General features: G+C 65.7%; 13 protein-coding genes. 11 read left to right on the forward strand and 2 right to left on the reverse strand.

Annotation, left to right across the window (positions count from 1 at the left end; translation table 11 throughout):
• The first annotated feature begins 22 nt into the window (after nucleotides 1-22).
• The 3 genes from DFR29_RS26445 (at nucleotide 23) to DFR29_RS26455 (ending at nucleotide 4,616) form a co-directional block, all read left to right on the forward strand.
• Nucleotides 23-925, forward strand: coding sequence for a hypothetical protein (locus tag DFR29_RS26445; protein WP_133821652.1), 903 nt, complete (start codon nucleotides 23-25; stop codon nucleotides 923-925).
• Entirely contained in the window at nucleotides 915-2,012 is a 1,098-nt protein-coding gene (locus tag DFR29_RS26450; RefSeq protein WP_133821653.1) for a Fic family protein, read from the forward strand. Before DFR29_RS26445 ends, DFR29_RS26450 begins: the two co-directional genes overlap by 11 nt.
• Before the next feature lie 816 nt (nucleotides 2,013-2,828).
• On the forward strand, nucleotides 2,829-4,616 hold the full coding sequence (locus DFR29_RS26455; protein WP_133821654.1) for a hypothetical protein: 1,788 nt from the start codon (nucleotides 2,829-2,831) through the stop codon (nucleotides 4,614-4,616).
• A 70-nt stretch (nucleotides 4,617-4,686) separates the two neighbouring features.
• On the opposite strand, the gene DFR29_RS26460 is transcribed toward DFR29_RS26455, so the two are convergent.
• Nucleotides 4,687-6,906: a TonB-dependent receptor gene (locus tag DFR29_RS26460; RefSeq protein ID WP_133821655.1), complete on the reverse strand. Its 2,220-nt coding sequence runs from the start codon at nucleotides 6,904-6,906 to the stop codon at nucleotides 4,687-4,689.
• Nucleotides 6,907-7,645: 739 nt separating this feature from the next.
• Between DFR29_RS26460 and DFR29_RS29455 the strand changes: the two genes are divergently transcribed.
• The 7 genes from DFR29_RS29455 (at nucleotide 7,646) to DFR29_RS26485 (ending at nucleotide 12,330) form a co-directional block, all read left to right on the forward strand.
• Nucleotides 7,646-7,924 carry a hypothetical protein gene (locus DFR29_RS29455; RefSeq protein WP_166654359.1) on the forward strand — a complete coding sequence of 93 codons (279 nt, stop codon included), beginning with the start codon at nucleotides 7,646-7,648 and terminating at the stop codon, nucleotides 7,922-7,924.
• A 69-nt stretch (nucleotides 7,925-7,993) separates the two neighbouring features.
• Nucleotides 7,994-8,374 carry a hypothetical protein gene (locus tag DFR29_RS29460; RefSeq protein WP_166654360.1) on the forward strand — a complete coding sequence of 127 codons (381 nt, stop codon included), beginning with the start codon at nucleotides 7,994-7,996 and terminating at the stop codon, nucleotides 8,372-8,374.
• A complete protein-coding gene (locus tag DFR29_RS29465; protein WP_166654361.1) occupies nucleotides 8,371-9,354 on the forward strand; it encodes a trypsin-like serine peptidase in 984 nt (327 codons plus the stop codon). The genes DFR29_RS29460 and DFR29_RS29465 overlap by 4 nt, the downstream gene beginning before the upstream one ends.
• Before the next feature lie 157 nt (nucleotides 9,355-9,511).
• Nucleotides 9,512-10,072 (forward strand): RNA polymerase sigma factor, encoded by a 561-nt coding sequence (locus tag DFR29_RS26470; RefSeq protein ID WP_166654362.1) that lies wholly within the window; start codon nucleotides 9,512-9,514, stop codon nucleotides 10,070-10,072.
• The gene (locus DFR29_RS26475; protein WP_133821658.1) at nucleotides 10,069-10,740 is read left to right on the forward strand and encodes a hypothetical protein; all 672 of its coding nucleotides are present in this window, start codon (nucleotides 10,069-10,071) and stop codon (nucleotides 10,738-10,740) included. Before DFR29_RS26470 ends, DFR29_RS26475 begins: the two co-directional genes overlap by 4 nt.
• 53 nt (nucleotides 10,741-10,793) lie before the next feature.
• A complete protein-coding gene (locus tag DFR29_RS26480; RefSeq protein WP_133821659.1) occupies nucleotides 10,794-11,132 on the forward strand; it encodes a hypothetical protein in 339 nt (112 codons plus the stop codon).
• Between the two features lie 181 nt (nucleotides 11,133-11,313).
• A complete protein-coding gene (locus DFR29_RS26485) occupies nucleotides 11,314-12,330 on the forward strand; it encodes a trypsin-like peptidase domain-containing protein (RefSeq protein ID WP_133821660.1) in 1,017 nt (338 codons plus the stop codon).
• A 27-nt stretch (nucleotides 12,331-12,357) separates the two neighbouring features.
• Here the strand turns inward: DFR29_RS26485 and DFR29_RS26490 are convergent, their stop codons facing one another.
• Nucleotides 12,358-15,504: a CHAT domain-containing protein gene (locus DFR29_RS26490; RefSeq protein WP_166654363.1), complete on the reverse strand. Its 3,147-nt coding sequence runs from the start codon at nucleotides 15,502-15,504 to the stop codon at nucleotides 12,358-12,360.
• Between the two features lie 116 nt (nucleotides 15,505-15,620).
• On the opposite strand from DFR29_RS26490, the gene DFR29_RS26495 reads away from it, so the two are divergent.
• Entirely contained in the window at nucleotides 15,621-15,884 is a 264-nt protein-coding gene (locus DFR29_RS26495) for a hypothetical protein (protein WP_133821662.1), read from the forward strand.
• Nucleotides 15,885-16,585: the final 701 nt, after the last annotated feature.

Genomic DNA, 16,585 nt, shown 5'->3' on the forward strand with positions numbered 1-16,585 from the left:
TGAAATAAGGCGCCGTCCATCCTTGGCCGGCGTCATCCGGATCATTATGAACAAAGCTATTTTTTATTTTGCGGCCATCGCGGCACTGTTTGTCGTGTACTTCGTCTATCGCAACGACGTCGCGCTCACGCAGCCGGCGACGACAGCAGCGGGCCCGACGCCTGCGCATGTGCCGACGCCACCGGCTTCGACTGGCATGCCGGCCAGTGTGCCGCCGCTCTCGCCGCGGGCCAGTGGCGTCGCTGCGTTCCTGAACGCGGCGGATACTCAGGCCGCACTGGAAGTGCAACAGCGCCTGGCAGTCGGACACCCGCCATTGGCGGCCGAAATGGCTGCAGAGTTGGGCGATGCCTGCTATCGGGTTTCGGTCGAAGGCAGCCTGATCGCCAAGACGCCTGGCAACCAGTGGGTGCTGGACCGGATCAAGCAATACTGTAGTGGCTACCGCAGTGACACCCCGGCGATCGAACTGCGCAAGCGTGCACTGGCCGTCGGCTCACGCGCGGCAGTAGAAAAGCAGCTTGCCGACATTGAAACCAAAGACGGCGTCGACGCAGCCAAGCGCGAGGCCGAACAGATAATCCTGGCTGCGGCCGACCCCTATTCCATGGACGAGGCGCGCCTGTATCTTGCACGGCAGCCGGGCGGCTGGAGCCTCGGCGCAACGCTGCCCGAATCCACGCTGACGGGTGTCAACCGCGACACCGCACAGGGCCTGGCTGCCAAAATGTACGAATGCGAAGCTTTCGGCGGCTGCGGTCCGAATGCTCTCCAGACACTGACCTGGTGTGCCCAGTACGAAGTCTGCCAACCCGGCTTCGGCTTGCTCGATCTTCTACGCGCAACGAACAAACCGGCCAATTTCACCGCCGCGGAAAAGATACTGATCGAACTGCGTCGGCAGCGACAGGCATATGGTCGCTGAAGCCGAGGTGTCGCCACGCGACAGGAGCAAGCATCCGCCGCATACCGAATTCGCCGATCTGCGCATAGGGCGCGGCATGCGCGTCAGCGTACCGACCGAAATTTCCGCGACCACGGTCGACTATTTCATTCCATCTCAACTGGCCCAGTGGAACGCAGAACTGCCACCGCTACGCCCGTCGGCCATTGCGTCGAACCGGCCACGCCACTTGCCTGGCCCGTGGCTGTTGGTCGGAGCACGTTATGGCGTAGAAGAAGCCACAGCCGAGGCAACGCAGGAAACGGCTCGTGTTGCGAGAGCGCTGACGCTGCTCGGGCGCACGCCTCTCACGGTAGCCGACTTGCTGCAGGCCAACGCAGTACTTGCCGGCACAGCGTCGGCTGGCCATATCCGCGATGCCATCTCGTGGATCGAGGGCCGCTCGCCCGCCTGCGCAAAGCGTGTGCCGCCGCCCAGTTCGGCCGTCCCCGGGTTGCTGCAGGATGTGCTCGAATTCCAGCAGCGCAGCAACGTTGCGCTGTGGGTAAAGCAGGCTCTCATGTACTACCAGATGGTACACATTCATCCATTCGCTGACGGCAACGGACGCTTCTCGCGCGCGCTGGTTGCCGCATCAGGCGGGGCGTTACCCGCCAGCCGCGCCGAATCGCTGCTGGTCGCAGCGGCGATAGCCCTGAATAAAAATGCGATCACCGAGCAGCATGCGGCGGTGCGGGAAGGATCGCCAGGTCGCTATCTGTCCAGCTGGCACGCATTGCAAGAGTGGGCGGTGGCGCGCTCCATGGCCCTGAGCGCCGACGAGGAAACAATCGCCAACGAACTTGCAGCCGTTTGCGGCTCAACAAACACCAGTGCGTTGCTTCTACCGCTGCTAGCCAACCATGCTCGCTTGCGCACAAGCGAACTCGCTGCGGGTTGTCGCTGGTCGGCGCGCAATACCCCGACTTATCTCGCCAGACTGAGCGATGCGGGATGGCTGGCTCGCACCGGTGGTGCTACCGACGAATGGACCAGCCCGCGCATGCGCGCCATCCAGCATTCGATCATTAGCGGTACGCGGGAAGAAACCTCGATTTTTTTCGCTTGACTTGCACGCTTTCGCCAGGCTGAACGGCGCGAACGACGAATACATCGAGGCACTGAACGACAGCCCGACGCCGACGCTCATTTCCAACCCGGGCTCGGCGGGCTATGCGAAGCGCTCAGCCACGTTACGCACAAGGACTCAAGGCGCTGACCGACGACGGCACCTAACCGCGTTTCGAGGAAACGACCAAGGACATGCCGGCGCCCAGCACGGTTGCCGACTTCGTGACCCTCGACGCCAACACTGTCTTCACCGGCAGCACGCACTGCGCGCCACGACGCGCGGTCGATCTGGTTCGGGCCATATTTAAAAAGTAGCTATTGAAACTCGTTGAAAACTTGACATAGCTGCAACGTGACAACGAATAGTATCGGTGGCCAGCAAAGCGATCTTCCCGCCTTGCCGACGCGACGGCCCGGCTACAGCACGCAACCAAAGACGACCTTTGCGGCGGCCTGCGAAAAATCCTGCTCAATACGACGACGATCAAGATGCTGGCCGGGGCAAGCCGCCAGGCGCCCCTGACATCGCGGCACTGCAGTAACAAACAACCCGGGCGAACCGCCCGGGTCCTGTTCGCCCCGCGCCCGGCTCCCGGGCGGCGGACTTCCCGCCGCCAGGTCACGTTTGCACGCGTCCGTACGTATTGCTCGGCAACGACGCGCCGATAAGCCAGCGGCCCGGTTTCTGTTCGGTTTGTGCGCCACCTCGCATTCTTGACGCCGTGTCCCTCACGCTGATGCATGGGGCGACATTGCCGGGTGCGGGCGAACTCTTTCGCCAGCTGCCCGACTGCAGGTACTCCAGGGGAAATTCATGAACATCTTCAAATATCTCGCCATCGCGGCGGCACTGCTGTCCGGTGCACCGGCAATGGCCCAGTCCTGGTGCAGCAACAGCGCCCCCATCCAGATAGGCAGCGGCGTGTCGGGCCCGGCAGCGACTTATCCGTCCACCATCGTCGTGGCGGATGCGGCGACCAGCATTGTGGAGATGAGCATCTCCATCAACGGCCTGACGCATAGCTTTCCCGATGACATCGAGCTGCTGCTGGTCGGTCCGGCCGGGCAGAAAATGATCATCCAGAGCGACACCGGCGGCAGTACCGACGTATTCGGCGTGAGCTATGTACTGAGCGACGTAGGTGCCGGCGGCTTGCCGGACGCCACGGAAATCGTCGTAGGCACCTACCGGCCCACCGATGTGGGCGCCGGCGACACCTTTGCCGCACCGGCACCGGCAGGCCCGTACAGCGATCCCGCGCCGGCCGGCGCGGCTACGTTCGCCTCGGTGTTCAACGGCAGCAATCCCAATGGCACCTGGTCGCTGTATGCAATGGACGACGCCAACAGCGATGGCGGCCAGTTCGCCGGCTGGTGCCTGCGCCTGGGCGCACCGCTGAAAATCAGCGAATTCCGTGTGCGCGGGCCGAACGGCGCGAATGACGAATACATCGAGATACACAACGACAGCCCCACGCCGACGCTTATTTCCAGCCCGGGCTCGTCGGGCTATGCGATTGCAGCCAGCAACGGCGTAGCGCGCTGCGTGATCGCCAATGGCACGGCGATTCCGGCCAACGGCCATTTCCTCTGCGTCAACTCGGTCGGCTATTCGCTGGGCGCCTACCCCGCTGGCGTGGGCACCGTGGCTTCGGGCAATGCCACCTACACCACAGACATACCGGACAACGCCGGTATCGCCATCTTCAATACTTCGCTGCCGGCCTCGTTCACCCTGGCCAATCGCGTCGATGCGGTCGGATCAACCAGCGAGGCCAACACCTTGTACAAGGAAGGAACCGGCTATCCGGCCCTTTCGCCGTTCTCCATCGACTACGCCTTCCACCGCGACCAGTGCGGCAAGCAGGGCAGCGTCACCGCCCCGGGTTCCTGCATCGACGCGGGCTTCGCCCGCGACCGCAACAACAACGCGACGGATTTCGTCTTCGTCGATACCAATGGCACCAGCGCCGGTGCCGGCCAGCGCCTGGGCGCGCCCGGGCCGCAGAACCTCAGTTCATCGGTCAGCGGCAGCGTGCGCATAGGCAGTACCGGCATCGACGGCTGCGTCGCACCACTGGCCTTGCCGAACCTGTTACGCGACTTGACCTCGATACCGGCGCTCAACTCCACCTTCGGCCAGCTGAATGTCCGGCGCACCATTACCAACAACACCACGGTGCCACTGACCCGCCTGCGCTATCGCATCGACGACATCAGCACCTTCCCGGCCCCCAGCGGCACGGCCGACCTGCGTGCCATCACCTCGGCTAATACCGTCGTCACGGTCGACCGGCCACCCTGCGGCAGCGGTACCAGCAACGCGACCGCATTCGGTACCACGCTGGAACAGCCGCCGTCGCAACCCAACGGCGCCGGCTTCAATGCCTCGTTCAACATACCGCTGGCTGCCGACCTGGCACCGGGCGCATCGATCGATGTGAACTTCCGCTTCGGCATTCAGCAGACCGGCGAATACAAGATCGACCTGGTGCCTGAAGGCCTGCCGTTCGGCGGCGGCTACATGTCCACCTTGCACCTGGTCGGTTGTACCGAAGTGACTTGCACGGACCTGATCTTCGACAACGGCGTCGAGCCATAGGATCGATCATCCACCGCGGCCAGGCGGGAAAGCCTCGCGCACGAGGCTTTCCCGCCGACATCGACCCGCCTCAGAACTTCGCATCGACCGTAAAGAACACCTGCCGCGGCGCGCCCTGCAGCACGGTGTAGTTCAGGCCGGTCGGATCGGACGCGACAAAGCCGTTCGAACCCACCGTGCTGAAGTACTTGCGGTTGGCCAGGTTGGTCACGTTGGCGCTGAGCTTGAGCGCGGACAGCGCACCGAGATCGCCGAAGGTATAGCTGGCACCGGCATCGGCCAGCCAGAAACCCGGCACCGACGAATCGTTGATGTAGGTGATGTAGCGCTTGCCGGTGTACTTGGCGCCGAGGCTGAATTCGAAACCGTCGAGCGCGTAGGTCAGCTCGGTCGCGAACAGCTTGCGCGGCGTGTCGACTACATCCTTGCCATCGGTCGGGATCAGGTTGGTGCCGTCGCGGTAGTCGGCGTCGTACTGCGAGTCGTTCCAGGTCAGCGAGTTGAACCAGCGCAGGCCATCGAGCGGACGCCAGACAAAGGTCGCTTCCAAACCTTTGCTGCTGACCGAACCGACATTGGCGAATACGGTGGGACAGCCTTCGATGCCGCTGCACTGGGCGATGGCAAGCAGGCGGTTGTCGAATTTCACCGAGTACAGCGCGAGCGAGGCATCGAAGCTTTCGTGGCTGGAGCGCAGGCCGCCTTCGAAGGTCTTGGAGCGCTCGGGCTTGAGCGTCGCGCGGATCGCGTCAAAACCGGCCTGCGAAGCGGAGAACGGACCCGCCACGCCGGGCTGGAACGCAGCCTGGTTTTCCGCATACGAGAAGAACAGTTCTTCGCCGTCGCTGAGGCGGAAGTTGAGGCCGGCCTGGGGCAGCAGGTTCTTCTTCGCCGTGAGCGAGCCGCTGGCGCGGGCGCCGATCAGGCTGATCGCATCGGTATCGACATTCTGGCTCTTGAAGCCGAGATCGACGTTGAGCTTGTCGTCGAGGAAACTGATGCGGTCCTGCAGATACCACTGCGTGGTGTCGGTGTCGAAACGCTGGCGGAAGCCGCGCGCGTCGGGATTGCGCAGGAAATAGTCGTCGTTGACCGGGCCATCGACGAAATAGAAATTGCGCTGCAGGCCGTGCACGCTGGTTTCGCTCCAGAAGCCGCCTTCCAGCGTGTGGTTGGCGATCTGCCAGGTCAACGCGCCGGTAAAACCCGTGCGCTCGATATCGTATTCGGTGGTGCGGATGGAGATGGGCACCTCGGCCGACGACGGCGTATACGGCGTGAACCAGTGACCCTGGCCTTCGTTGTTGTGGTAGTAGCTGCCGAGCTTCAGCGCAATGCCTTCGCCCAGGCCGAATTCGCCGGACAGGCCGACCAGTTCGTCGTCGCGCAGGCCGCGGCCAAGGTAGTAGGCATCGTCCAGGCTGTTGACGCCGCCGCTGAACTGGCCGCGGGCGGCGGCGACGGCGCGCTGCCAGTCGTCGGCATAGTTGTCCCAGTCCCAGCCCAGGCGGCGCTGCGACTCCAGCGAATAGTCCGCATAGTCCACTTCGTTGCGGCGCGAGGTGCTGACCAGCAGCGACAGGTGATTGGCGCCGAAATCGTAGACCGCCTTGCCGTTGAACTGGGTCTGCTGCTGGTCGCCCCAGCCTTTCCATTTGTCGGTAGTGGAATAGGCACCGCTGACATAGGCGGCGAAGCCGCCATGGTCGCCGGTGTCCAGGCGCGCATAGGTACGCCGCGTGGCGTCGCTGCCGATGGTCTGGGCCAGGCGCACCTGGTAGTTCGGCAGCGGATCGGCCGAGGTGAAGCCGATGGTGCCGCCGAGATTGCCGGTGGACGCCGTGCCCAGCGCGCCGCTGCCCTGGGCCACTTCGGCCAGGCCAAGGTTTTCCGCAATCAATGCGCGGCTGATATGCAGGCCGTTGGTATTACCGTAGCTCATGTCGCCCAGCGGAATGCCGTCGAGGGTGAAACCGAGGCGGCTCTGGTTGAAACCGCGCAGGCTGATGCGCGTCGACCATTCGTAATTGCCCCAGGGGTCGGCCGCTTCGACATGCACGCCGGGCAGCTTGTCCAGCAGCTTGAGCGGGCTGGTGCCAGCCGGCTTGTCGATGGCCTCTTGCGGCAGTACGCGCTGGACCTGGCGTGTTTCGCCCTGGCCGATCACCGAGACGGTGTCCAGGGTCTGGCTGACGTCGGCGCTGGCGCCGGCATCGGTTTCGGCGCAGGCAGCACCGCTGAGCAGAACAGCGGCGATGGCGAGCGACAGCGGGTGCAGTAGTACGTTCATGATTTTGTTTTTCTCGGGGCGAGCGACAGCACGCGCTTCCCTGCGGCGCGATCGTCGAAAAATCGGTCGAGCACGGCGATGTCCCTGCTGTGCGGTAGTCCAGGCGTCACGCCCTTGCCGCGCGTGACGCCAGTCGTGCCTCGCGCGGCGCGCGCGGAAAGCACCACGCCGCGGCAAAGCGGCGCCGACGATGCGCGCCGAACGTGACAGGCGATTTGCGCAGGCGTTGCACGTTCGCGTGCGGCGTGCGATCTGTGCCGCGGAGCCCACGGACGACACGCTGTTGCGCGACAGCCGGCACAGCGGGGCCGACGCCACCGGCCCCGCCGGCGGCGCCGCTTTTCCCACACGTCTCCAGGTACAGAAATTCCTTTTTCCGGTACCTGCGCCGCCGCCGAAGATGCGAGGTTGGCGCAGATGGCTGCACTTCTAATGTGTCGTTGCGAAACACAGGAGAAGTTTCATGACCGACTGCATGCCTGGCCACCGCTGCGATCCGGCCATCGTCGGACTCGCAGCACCGCGTCCCGGCCCCGCTACGCGCCCGTGCAGCGCGCGGCCGGTTCGGCCGGCTGCAATCCTGCTGGCGCTGTCGCTGCTGCAGGCCTGCGGCATCCCTGCGCCAAAACCTGCGAAAGCTGGCCTGGCACCGGCCATTGCGGCGCTGTTCTGCAGCAAGCCGGACCGCAGAGCCGCATTCCCCAGAAATCGGCCGATCCCGCTGTCGACAGAAAGCCCCTTGTCCCTCTGGCTGTTCGTCGACGCGGCAGACACGGCCCAAGCCAGCCACACCACCGTAACGGTAGACCTGTCCATCGTCGACCTGCAGGGCCAGCCCAGCAACGGCGCGGTGGTGCAGCCGCACCAGCTTGTCAGCGGCAGCACGCGGCGATTGCCACCGATCGTCTTTTTTGCGACGACGCCGGGCGACTACCGGGTGCGGGCGTCCTTCAACGCCGGCGCCACCAGCGCCGACAGCCCGCGTATCGCCGTACGCGGCCGCGAGGAGAAACGGTGAGAGAAGGGCAGCCCGCTACCCACTTGTTCTGTGTCCACCACAGGACGCTTCGACAGGGGAGATCGGGCAATGGCAACCAGAGAACAAACAAGCCAGGCGCTGGCCGCGCCGGCAAACGGCTGGCTCTTCGAGGTAACGACCGAAGCGACGCTGCGCCGGCCGATTTTCAGCACGGGCGATACCTTCGTCTTTTCTCCGGCAGGCATGAACCTTTCTCTCCAGGTAACCGACCAGACAGGCAAGCTCGTACTGGGCAAGGATCTGCTGCTGGCCTGGAACACGGACGCTGCGGCGTTCACCGCTACCGCCTACGGCCGCCACATGAAGTTCCTCATCAACCCCGTCAACAGGCTCGATTCCGAGATCGACTGGGACATGACCTACTCAGCCGACTACGAAGCCGCACCACATCATTCGCCCGACGAAGGCGGCGATGGAGATCCGAAATGAGCGAGACCATTCGCAAAGTCGGCGCTTTTCCGGCTGCCAGATATGGCTTGCGTTCGAGCTTTCCGCAGTGGCGGGCCTCGGTACTCAAAGGCGCCGACGGCGCCATCGCAGGCCGCGGCAATCGACAGCTGCCCAGGCGGCCAAGCTCGCAGGAATCGGTTGGCGCATTGCCGCTACTCAGTGCGTTGCCACACCTCAAGGCGGACGACACGCGCCGGTTCGCACGAGCCTGCCAGGCGACCGCGCTGGTCTTGCGCAAGAAATACCTGATTCCGACGGCGACAGGATTCTGGGTCGGCACCAGTCCGGAAGACATGAAGCACGACGGCTTCGAGTTGATGCCGCGTATCTCCAGCGCGACGGGGACTTCTTTCCTGGTGACTCCGGGCCATGTGGCCATGGCAGCGCATTCGATCAGCGCGGACTGGGTCGAGCAAGCGGCCTTCGTCTTCGACTTCCATCCGGACTGCCTGCGCCAGCCTGAGGGCGATCTGCCGCTGCGCTACGAGTTCGCGCGCGATGCCGTTTCCTTCGGCGATGCCATCGTCAACCTCTCCGCGTCGCCGCGCAGCGACGACATCGTTATCGTCAGGCTCAAGCAGGCAACGCACCGCAAAGCGCTGACGATCGCCAATCCGGCCGCGCTTGCAGAGGGCGTGCCGGTAGCCCTGGTCGGATGCGCACGCATGCAGCCGATCACCGTCGTGACGGCCAGCGCCGACGCACCGGCACCGCGCGTTTTCGTCTTCAACGAGCACATCGTGCAGACCAATATCGACGCCTTCCAGGGAAGTTCGGGCTCGGCCCTGCTCGATGCCGACGGCGAAGTACTGGGCGTGCACATGAAAATCCTCGTCGACGACCTGGGCGTGGGACAGCTGCCTACCCTGGTCGACGAGGACATCGTCGTGGCTTCGGCAGTGCGCATGCACACGATTGCCGAAACCCTGCAGCAGATTGGAGCCGTCATCCGCAACTGAGCCCATCGCCATGAACGGTCAGCGATTCGAAAGCACTGCCGGCCCGCCCCCCGCGGCCCGTCCGATGTTGCTTATACTAGGTAGCAAATGCACTTCGGGGGAAGCGCGCGTGTCTACCGCTGGCGTTGCGCACGTTGCATCATGCACACCTCGCGAATTGGCCTTCCGCATCCGGGCCGGCGATGCTGCCGCGGAGCGTGAGCTGTACCTCAATTTTGCGCGGGCATTGCGCTACCTGGTGCAGCGCCGCTGTGGCGATGAACAGCTCGCGCACGATCTGGTACAGGAATGCTTTCGCATCGCCCTGACCCATCTGCGCGCCGGCAAGCTGGAAAACCCCGACACGCTGGCTGGCTTTCTGCGCGGTATTGCCTTGAACCTCGTTTCCACGCAGCAGCGTGCAGGCTGGCGCGAACGCAGTACCGAGACCGATGCCGAGCTGCCCGGCATCGAAGACGTGGAAACACCAGGGCCGCAGGAAGTGGCATCCCGCGAACAGCTGCGCATGCTGGTACGGCAGCTGATTGCCGAAATGCCGGTGCAGCGCGACCGCGAACTGCTCTGGCGCTACTACGTGCTGGACGAGGACAAGCAGCTGTTGTGCAAAGCCTTGCAGTTGAGCCCCATCCACTTCGACCGGGTGCTGCATCGGGCCAGGAGCCGCTTCCGCGAACTTGCGAGCGAGCATGGTTTGAACACAGCGGCTGACGTGCCATGACTCCGACCACTCTCGCCACACCGTTGCTGCATACCTTGCTGAACCAACCGGCCGAAAGGCAGCGGCTGATTTCGCTCTATCTGCGCGAGCAGATGGACGACGAACTGCTGGCCGCATTCGAAACGCGGCTGCTGGAAGATCGGCAGCTGCTGGACGACGTCGAGACGCAAGACCTGTTGCGCCAGACGCTGCGCGAATTGCCGCAGCAGGAAGTGGTCGGCGCACGTCCGGCGCCGCTGCGCGCACCGCGCTGGGCGATTCCACTGGCCCTCGCTGCGGGCGGGCTGGTCGGCGCGGTCTGCATGCAGTGGCTTGCGCCGCCTGCCACCTTCGCCGTGGCCGGCAATGTGGCCGTGCTGCAATTGCCCGTGTCGCGCGGCGATGAAATTCCGCGTGCCAGCGAGTTCACGCTGGCCAGCGGCAGCGGTCCACTGGTGCTGCGTGTTCCGGCGACCAACGAAGCCGGCCCGTTCCGCATCCGCGTACTCACCGCAAAAGGCGTCGTGCTGGCGGAATTTTCCGAACTCGCCGCCAACGACGACGGCCTGCTCGATGTATTGCTGCCACCGCAAGCGGTTGGCGACACGGCCCTGATCCTGGAACTGGCCGCGCGCAAGAACGGTATCTGGCAGGCGCGAGCCTCGCGAAGCATAACCCTTCGGCGCTGAGGCGCCACCCCAAAGTTCCCCCTGCGGGACAAAAGAGCACCGATATGGCAACCATGAGTTTCTATACGACTGGCTATTGGGAAATGAGCAACTACGCGACCAGCCGCCGCGAGCTTTTCAGGAATGGAGACTGGCTCAAATTCACAGAGATCGACCCGACCCACGCCACCCTTGTTGTTTACGACCAAAACGATCTGGGTGATCTGAATGGGCTTCTTGCCGGCCATATCTTTCTCGAATTGATCGGCGGCGAGTTGGTCGGCACTGACTACGGCCGCGAACTGACCTTCAAGCCGAACGAGGCAGATCCGACCCGACTGCTTTACGCAGCCAAGTTTGCTAATGGAACAGTGCATCAGCCCGACGAGGGCGGCGATGGCGATCCGCGCTGACCAGAAAATTCAGCAACACCGCAGCATGTGTTCTTGACTCTGGCATCTCCTGGCTCAAGGCGTGCCAGCTAACTGCAGCGCCAGGAGCTGGCCCGATAGTACAGGCCCATAGCTGGGCAACCGGCCACACACGTCATACCTGTCCGCGCTTCCTTGCCAGCACATTGCACCAGGGGGATACATGGATACCTTGCCGAAAAGCATGGGGAAAATGCCCAACAAACAGGATTTGGCAGGCGCAGTGGAGCCACTGCTCGACGATCCGGACCGGATGCTGAAGCTACTGTCCATGCAACCTGCACAAACCGATCAGCGCAATCTGAGCCAAGTCAGTCTGATGTTCGCCCGCACGCTGGGCGTACACGGCGACGACGACCGTATCGCGATCGGCAATCTCGACGGCGCTTTCCCCATTCAGGCGGCCGCACGCGATGCTGCGCGCGGCGTCGCGCTATTGGCCAGCGACGCAGTCATCACCGTCGTCGGCAACGACGTCAGGCTGGCGGTTAGCCAGGAGGCTTTGCGTGGTCCCTTCCAGGATGAACCCTGCATCGCGCTGACGCATCCGGCGACCGCATTCCTCATCACGAACCGCCACGCAGTTACTGCCGCGCATGCCGTGGCTTTCCGCGACCCGGCATCTCTTTCTCTTGCTTTCGGCTTCGGTACGAGATCGGTGCTGGCGGAGGATCGCTCGCACTACACGCTGCCCAAAACCCACCTGATCGGCGTGAAACGGATCGTCGCGCTGGTGCTCAATCCACAGCTCGGCGATATCGCCGTACTCGAACTGCTCGATGCCGTGCTACCTGTCGCGGGGACACCACTGCGCCTGGCACCGGCGCAATCGACCAAGATGCTGCAGGAAGTCGCGATGATTTCGCATGCCCGCGCGCAGCCGCTGAAGGTCGTGGTACGCGCCCGGGATAGCCCACAGCCCTGGCGCTATCCGCGGGTGCTCGACCAGGACGAGCGTTTTATCTACACCAACCTGGACAGCTTCAGAGGCTGTTCCGGGTCGCCTGTCATCGACGCACGCGGCCGCGTTGTCGGCGTGCAGAGCGGCGGCGAACTGGAAGACGATCGCGAGCATGTTCCCATACCCCATCCCGAAGACGCTGCCGGCTCTACGGCTACGCGTATCAGCCTGATCCAGGACACGATGGCCGCCTTGGGCAAGCCGCTACCGCTGCGCTGAAGTAAACAGCCGGCGGCCGTCGAACCCTCAACGGCCGCCGCCACGCTGCACCGCAAAGCCGGCCCACTGGAACGGATGCGCCGTCGCCGCCCGCCGCGCCAGCCGGGCCTGTGCCTCGGCTACCGCGGCAGCGGGCGGCAGGCCCTGTTCGAAAGCGTCGTACAGCGCGGTCATGAAGCTGGCGCTGGTGGCGTCGTCGATGCGCCACAGCGGCGCAACCACTTCATCGGCACCGGCCAGGATCACCGCATGGGCCAGGCTGGTTGCCGCCGCTTCGTCGCGCGCGCCGCCGGCAGCAGCCTCGCAGGCGCCCAGCACCACCAGGCGCGCCTGCACGTCCAGGCCCAGCAGGTCGTGGAAGCTGACGACGTCCAGGCCACCGGCACGATCGTCGGCAACCACCAGCAAGGCGTCCAGGCCGGGCTCGTCACGGCTGGCAAAACCGTGCGTGGCGAAATGGACGATGGCACCAGCGCTGTTCAAGGCCTGCAAGGTGCGGCTGCGCGTGAAGTCGGCGCCGAGCCACAGCTGCGTTTTCTCCTGCGGCCAGCGCGCGGCGATGGCGCGCGCCTCGCTGCGGCTGCCGGGCAGGCGCGGCAAGCCGGCAGCACTGTTGGTGCTGGCCGACTCGCTCCAGCTGCGCAGACTGGGATCGGCAAACACTTGCAGCGTACGGTCCTTGCAGCAGGCGGGCAGCGGCGGCGCCTCGCTGCCGGGCTGCAGGCTGCCGATGCTGACCACGGCCGGCAGCGGCGTTGCGGCCTGCGCCGCACGGCTGGCGGCATCGGCGGCGAACAGGAAGGCCGGCGGCAGCGTGGCCAGCACGCCATCGGCCGACAGAAAATACAGCGGCGCTGTGTATTTCTGGAAATCAGAAAAATTTGCCGATGCAGCGAGTGCCCGCCCACGTGCGTCGATCTGCTGCGGCGTGGCCGCCGTATCGCGCAGCACTGCCAGCAGTGCGGCACCGGCATCGCGCACGGCAGCCGCTTCGGCAACGCGTTCCTCGATGCCGTCGCGGCGCACGCTCCAGGACAGCGCCAGGTCTTCGCCGACAAAGGTCGCCAGCAACACTTCGCCGGGCTGCAGCCTTTGCTGCCAGGCTCGCACCAGGTCGCTGCCGGAACCGGACCGGGCCAGCCCGCCGCCGGCACGCGGATAGCTTTGCTCGGCCCTGGCCAGCAGGATGTTCAGCGGCACGGCAGGTACGGCGTCCGGCTCGTCGCTGCCCTTGATGCCCCAGCGCCGCCGCACCTGTTCGTTGACCGCGGCCAGCACGCCGCTGCGCTGGTGGTCGCCGCCGGCCAGCGTGGCGCGTTCGGCGCTCAGCGTGGTTTCCTGCAGCGCGGCCAGCCAGCCGATACGCAGGGCCGCAGCCTTGGCAGAGCCGGCATCTTCGCGCAGCGACAGCCTCAGTGCCTGCTCCAGGCTGCGCCTGGCCTGGCCGAGATAACTGCTGCGGTGCAAGGGATAGGATTGCAGCGCCGCTATGCGCAAGGACTGCTGCAAAGACTGCAGATAGGCGGCCTTGGCAGCGGCCGGCTCGCCGCGCTTTTCCAGCAGCAGCGCGCGCAGCTGGCTGGTTTCCACCAGACCCAGTGCATCGCCGGCGCGCGTCGCTGCCGCGGTTGCGCGGCGCAGCCAGTCGCCCGCTGCCGGCAGCGCACCGCGCGCCAGCGAGCGCCGCGCCAGAAGCACGGCGAGGCGCTGGCGCTGCAGATAGGAAGGTGCGTCGCCCAGGGCGCTCTGCGCCGCGGCAATCGCTTCGTCGAGATCGGTGCCGCCGCCGTCCTGCAACGCCAGCTCGGCGCGCAGCAGCTGCACTTCCGCCGCCGCCGCCGAGCCGGCACGGCCAGCATCGACGATGGCCTGGGCACGCACGATGCTGCTGCGCGCCTCGCCGACGGCGCCGGCCTGGCGCTGCGCGTCAGCCAGGTTGCGCAGCGCGATGGTGGCGCTCTTCCAGTAACCGCCGGCTTCGTAGGCAGCAGCGGCTTCGCCCAGGATGACGCGGGCGCGCTCGAAATCGCGCAGCAGCAGGTAGGCGATGCCGATCTGCTGCTGCGCGTTGGCGCGCAGGTTCGGATCCTGCAGCTGCTCGGCCAGGGCCAGCCCTTCCAGGTAGGCCTGCAGCGCAACGTCCAGACGCCCCTGCGCGCGCGCCACATTGCCGACTACCAGCGCGGCCATCAGCTGCGCGCGCGGGCGCTTGCTGTGCTGCGCCTGCACAGAGGCGGCCTGCGCCTCGGCCTCGGCCTCGGCGTAGCGGCCCAGCGAGGCATACGCCGCGGCGCGGTTGGCCCGGCTCAGTGCCGCCTCGGCACTGTTGCCGGCACGCTCGTGGATGGCCACGGCGCGCCCGAAGCAGGCCAGGGCTTCGTCCAGGCGCAGCAGATCGCGCCAGGTCAGGCACAGATCGTTGGTGACGACACCGAGCAGGCTCGCATCGGCCTGTACCGTCGCTTCGGACTGCAGGCGCTGCAGCATTTTTCGCGCATCGTCGAGAATGCCTTCGCGGCGCATCTGCTGCGCCTCGCGATGGCGGGCGATGGTGCTGCGCCAGGTATCGCCCGCCGCCTGCCAGGCTGCGGCAGCCGCATGCAGGTCGCCGCGGCCTTCCGCCGTACGGCCCATGCGCGCCAAGGCATAGGCACGCGTCTGCAGTGCCTGCGCGCGCAGCCAGGGCCAGCGCTGCAACAGCACCGCCAACTCGCCCGACTGCAGTACTTCGCCCAGCAGGCTGGCCGCGCGCACGCGCGCCGCAATGCGCGTCGTTGCCGGCAGCGCCGCATCTTCCGCGCGGGCGAACTCGCGCCCGGCTTCTGCCAGCGTGCGCAATACGGCGAATTCCTGCGGCGCCTGCGGATCGGTACAGAGCAGGCGCAGGCGCAGCGTCGCACTCACCAGCCCCGCCGATGCCGCCTGCAGGCTCCAGCGCGCGGTCGCGCCCTCGGCAGCGGACAGGCTCGCCAGCTGGTAAGCCCAGGCGCTGGGTGGAGAATCCCAGTGCTGCACGTCCGCGGCACTGCGCTGGATCAGTACATCAGCGCCGCGCTCTTCCACCAGCAGCAGGGCATCGCGGCCCGCCGTATCGAGCCTCAGCTCGACGGGCAAGGCGAAAACCGCGGCCTGCAGCGGCACGTCGCAACCCAGCCGCACTGGCGCAGCGGACACACCCCTGCTGCAACAGGCCATCAGCACGACAGCAGCGAGCCCCAGCCAGCGGCGTCGCGACAGCGGCAATGAGCAAGTGCGTGGCATGCGTGCACTTGTAGCAACTGGCGCAGGTGTTGGAAACCCCGGCTTCTACCCATGACCGCGCTATAACAATTTCAATTTCCGGCAAACGTAGCTCGCTTGTTGCCGGGACGACAGCGGACAACGCCGGCACACCCAGCAACCCCGAACTGGCCAGCCATCCTTCGCTGGCCGCCCGCCAGCATCCTTTGGCATTGCGCGACGGCCACGTCGACCATTCCAGCGGGCAGATCTTCGGCGCGCGGCAGCTCAGCTACGGCAACGGCACTACCGGCGTCGGCACACTTTATTATTAATTCCATACCTATACATAAAATTCCGACAGCGCCAATCCGTTCGCCTTCTACGGCCAGCACGGCGGCGACGACGGCCCGTGGAGCACCACCGGCATCCCGCATCGGCCGCGCGTTTCCGTAGAGCGTCTGACATCATGCTCAGTCAGCTTTGGCGGCGTAAAAGCCCTCCCCTTCAAGCAGCCGGGGGAGAGAGGCGCGCTGTCGATGCTTCCCGGCATCCCAGGGCACCGCGCCCATGAAATGTCGGACAGATCCGCGCAGGCGTCCCGGCGACCCTCGGTTGGGCCCAGCCGACCCAACGCGGGGTCCCAGCGCCCCTCGGCCGGGTCCGGCCGATCCAACGTTGGGTCCGAGCGACCCTCGGCCGGGTCCAGACGAGCCTCCGTAGGCACCGGCCGACCCTACCGTGGGTGCCCGCGACCCTGGAGCGGGTCCGGCCGCCCCTGCGCAGGGTCCCGGCGTGCTTCGGTTGCTCTGCGCCGTCCCTGCGCAAGGTCTCGGCGCCGCGGCGTTGGGGCTGGCCAACCCAGCGCTGGGTCTCAGCGTGCCTCGGCCGGGTCCAGCGGAGGCTCCGCTGGGTGCCGGCAACGCTGCGGTCAGGTGCGCTCCACCCGGCGCTGGGTGCCGGCGACGCGCCGTTCCGTCCCGCCGAGGCGGCGTAGGGTCGCGGCGCGGCGGGGTCGGGACCCGCCGGGACTACG

Source organism: Tahibacter aquaticus (assembly GCF_004363655.1).
Lineage (GTDB): Bacteria > Pseudomonadota > Gammaproteobacteria > Xanthomonadales > Rhodanobacteraceae > Tahibacter > Tahibacter aquaticus.

What these genes read in the sequence shown, in the direction of transcription:
- DFR29_RS26450 (WP_133821653.1), top strand. Translation starts at nt 915, where the DNA reads ATGGTCGCTGAAGCCGAGGTGTCGCCACGCGACAGGAGCAAGCATCCG.
- DFR29_RS26455 (WP_133821654.1), top strand. Translation starts at nt 2,829, where the DNA reads ATGAACATCTTCAAATATCTCGCCATCGCGGCGGCACTGCTGTCCGGT.
- DFR29_RS26460 (WP_133821655.1), bottom strand. Translation starts at nt 6,906, where the DNA reads ATGAACGTACTACTGCACCCGCTGTCGCTCGCCATCGCCGCTGTTCTG.
- DFR29_RS29460 (WP_166654360.1), top strand. Translation starts at nt 7,994, where the DNA reads ATGGCAACCAGAGAACAAACAAGCCAGGCGCTGGCCGCGCCGGCAAAC.
- DFR29_RS29465 (WP_166654361.1), top strand. Translation starts at nt 8,371, where the DNA reads ATGAGCGAGACCATTCGCAAAGTCGGCGCTTTTCCGGCTGCCAGATAT.
- DFR29_RS26475 (WP_133821658.1), top strand. Translation starts at nt 10,069, where the DNA reads ATGACTCCGACCACTCTCGCCACACCGTTGCTGCATACCTTGCTGAAC.
- DFR29_RS26480 (WP_133821659.1), top strand. Translation starts at nt 10,794, where the DNA reads ATGAGTTTCTATACGACTGGCTATTGGGAAATGAGCAACTACGCGACC.
- DFR29_RS26485 (WP_133821660.1), top strand. Translation starts at nt 11,314, where the DNA reads ATGGATACCTTGCCGAAAAGCATGGGGAAAATGCCCAACAAACAGGAT.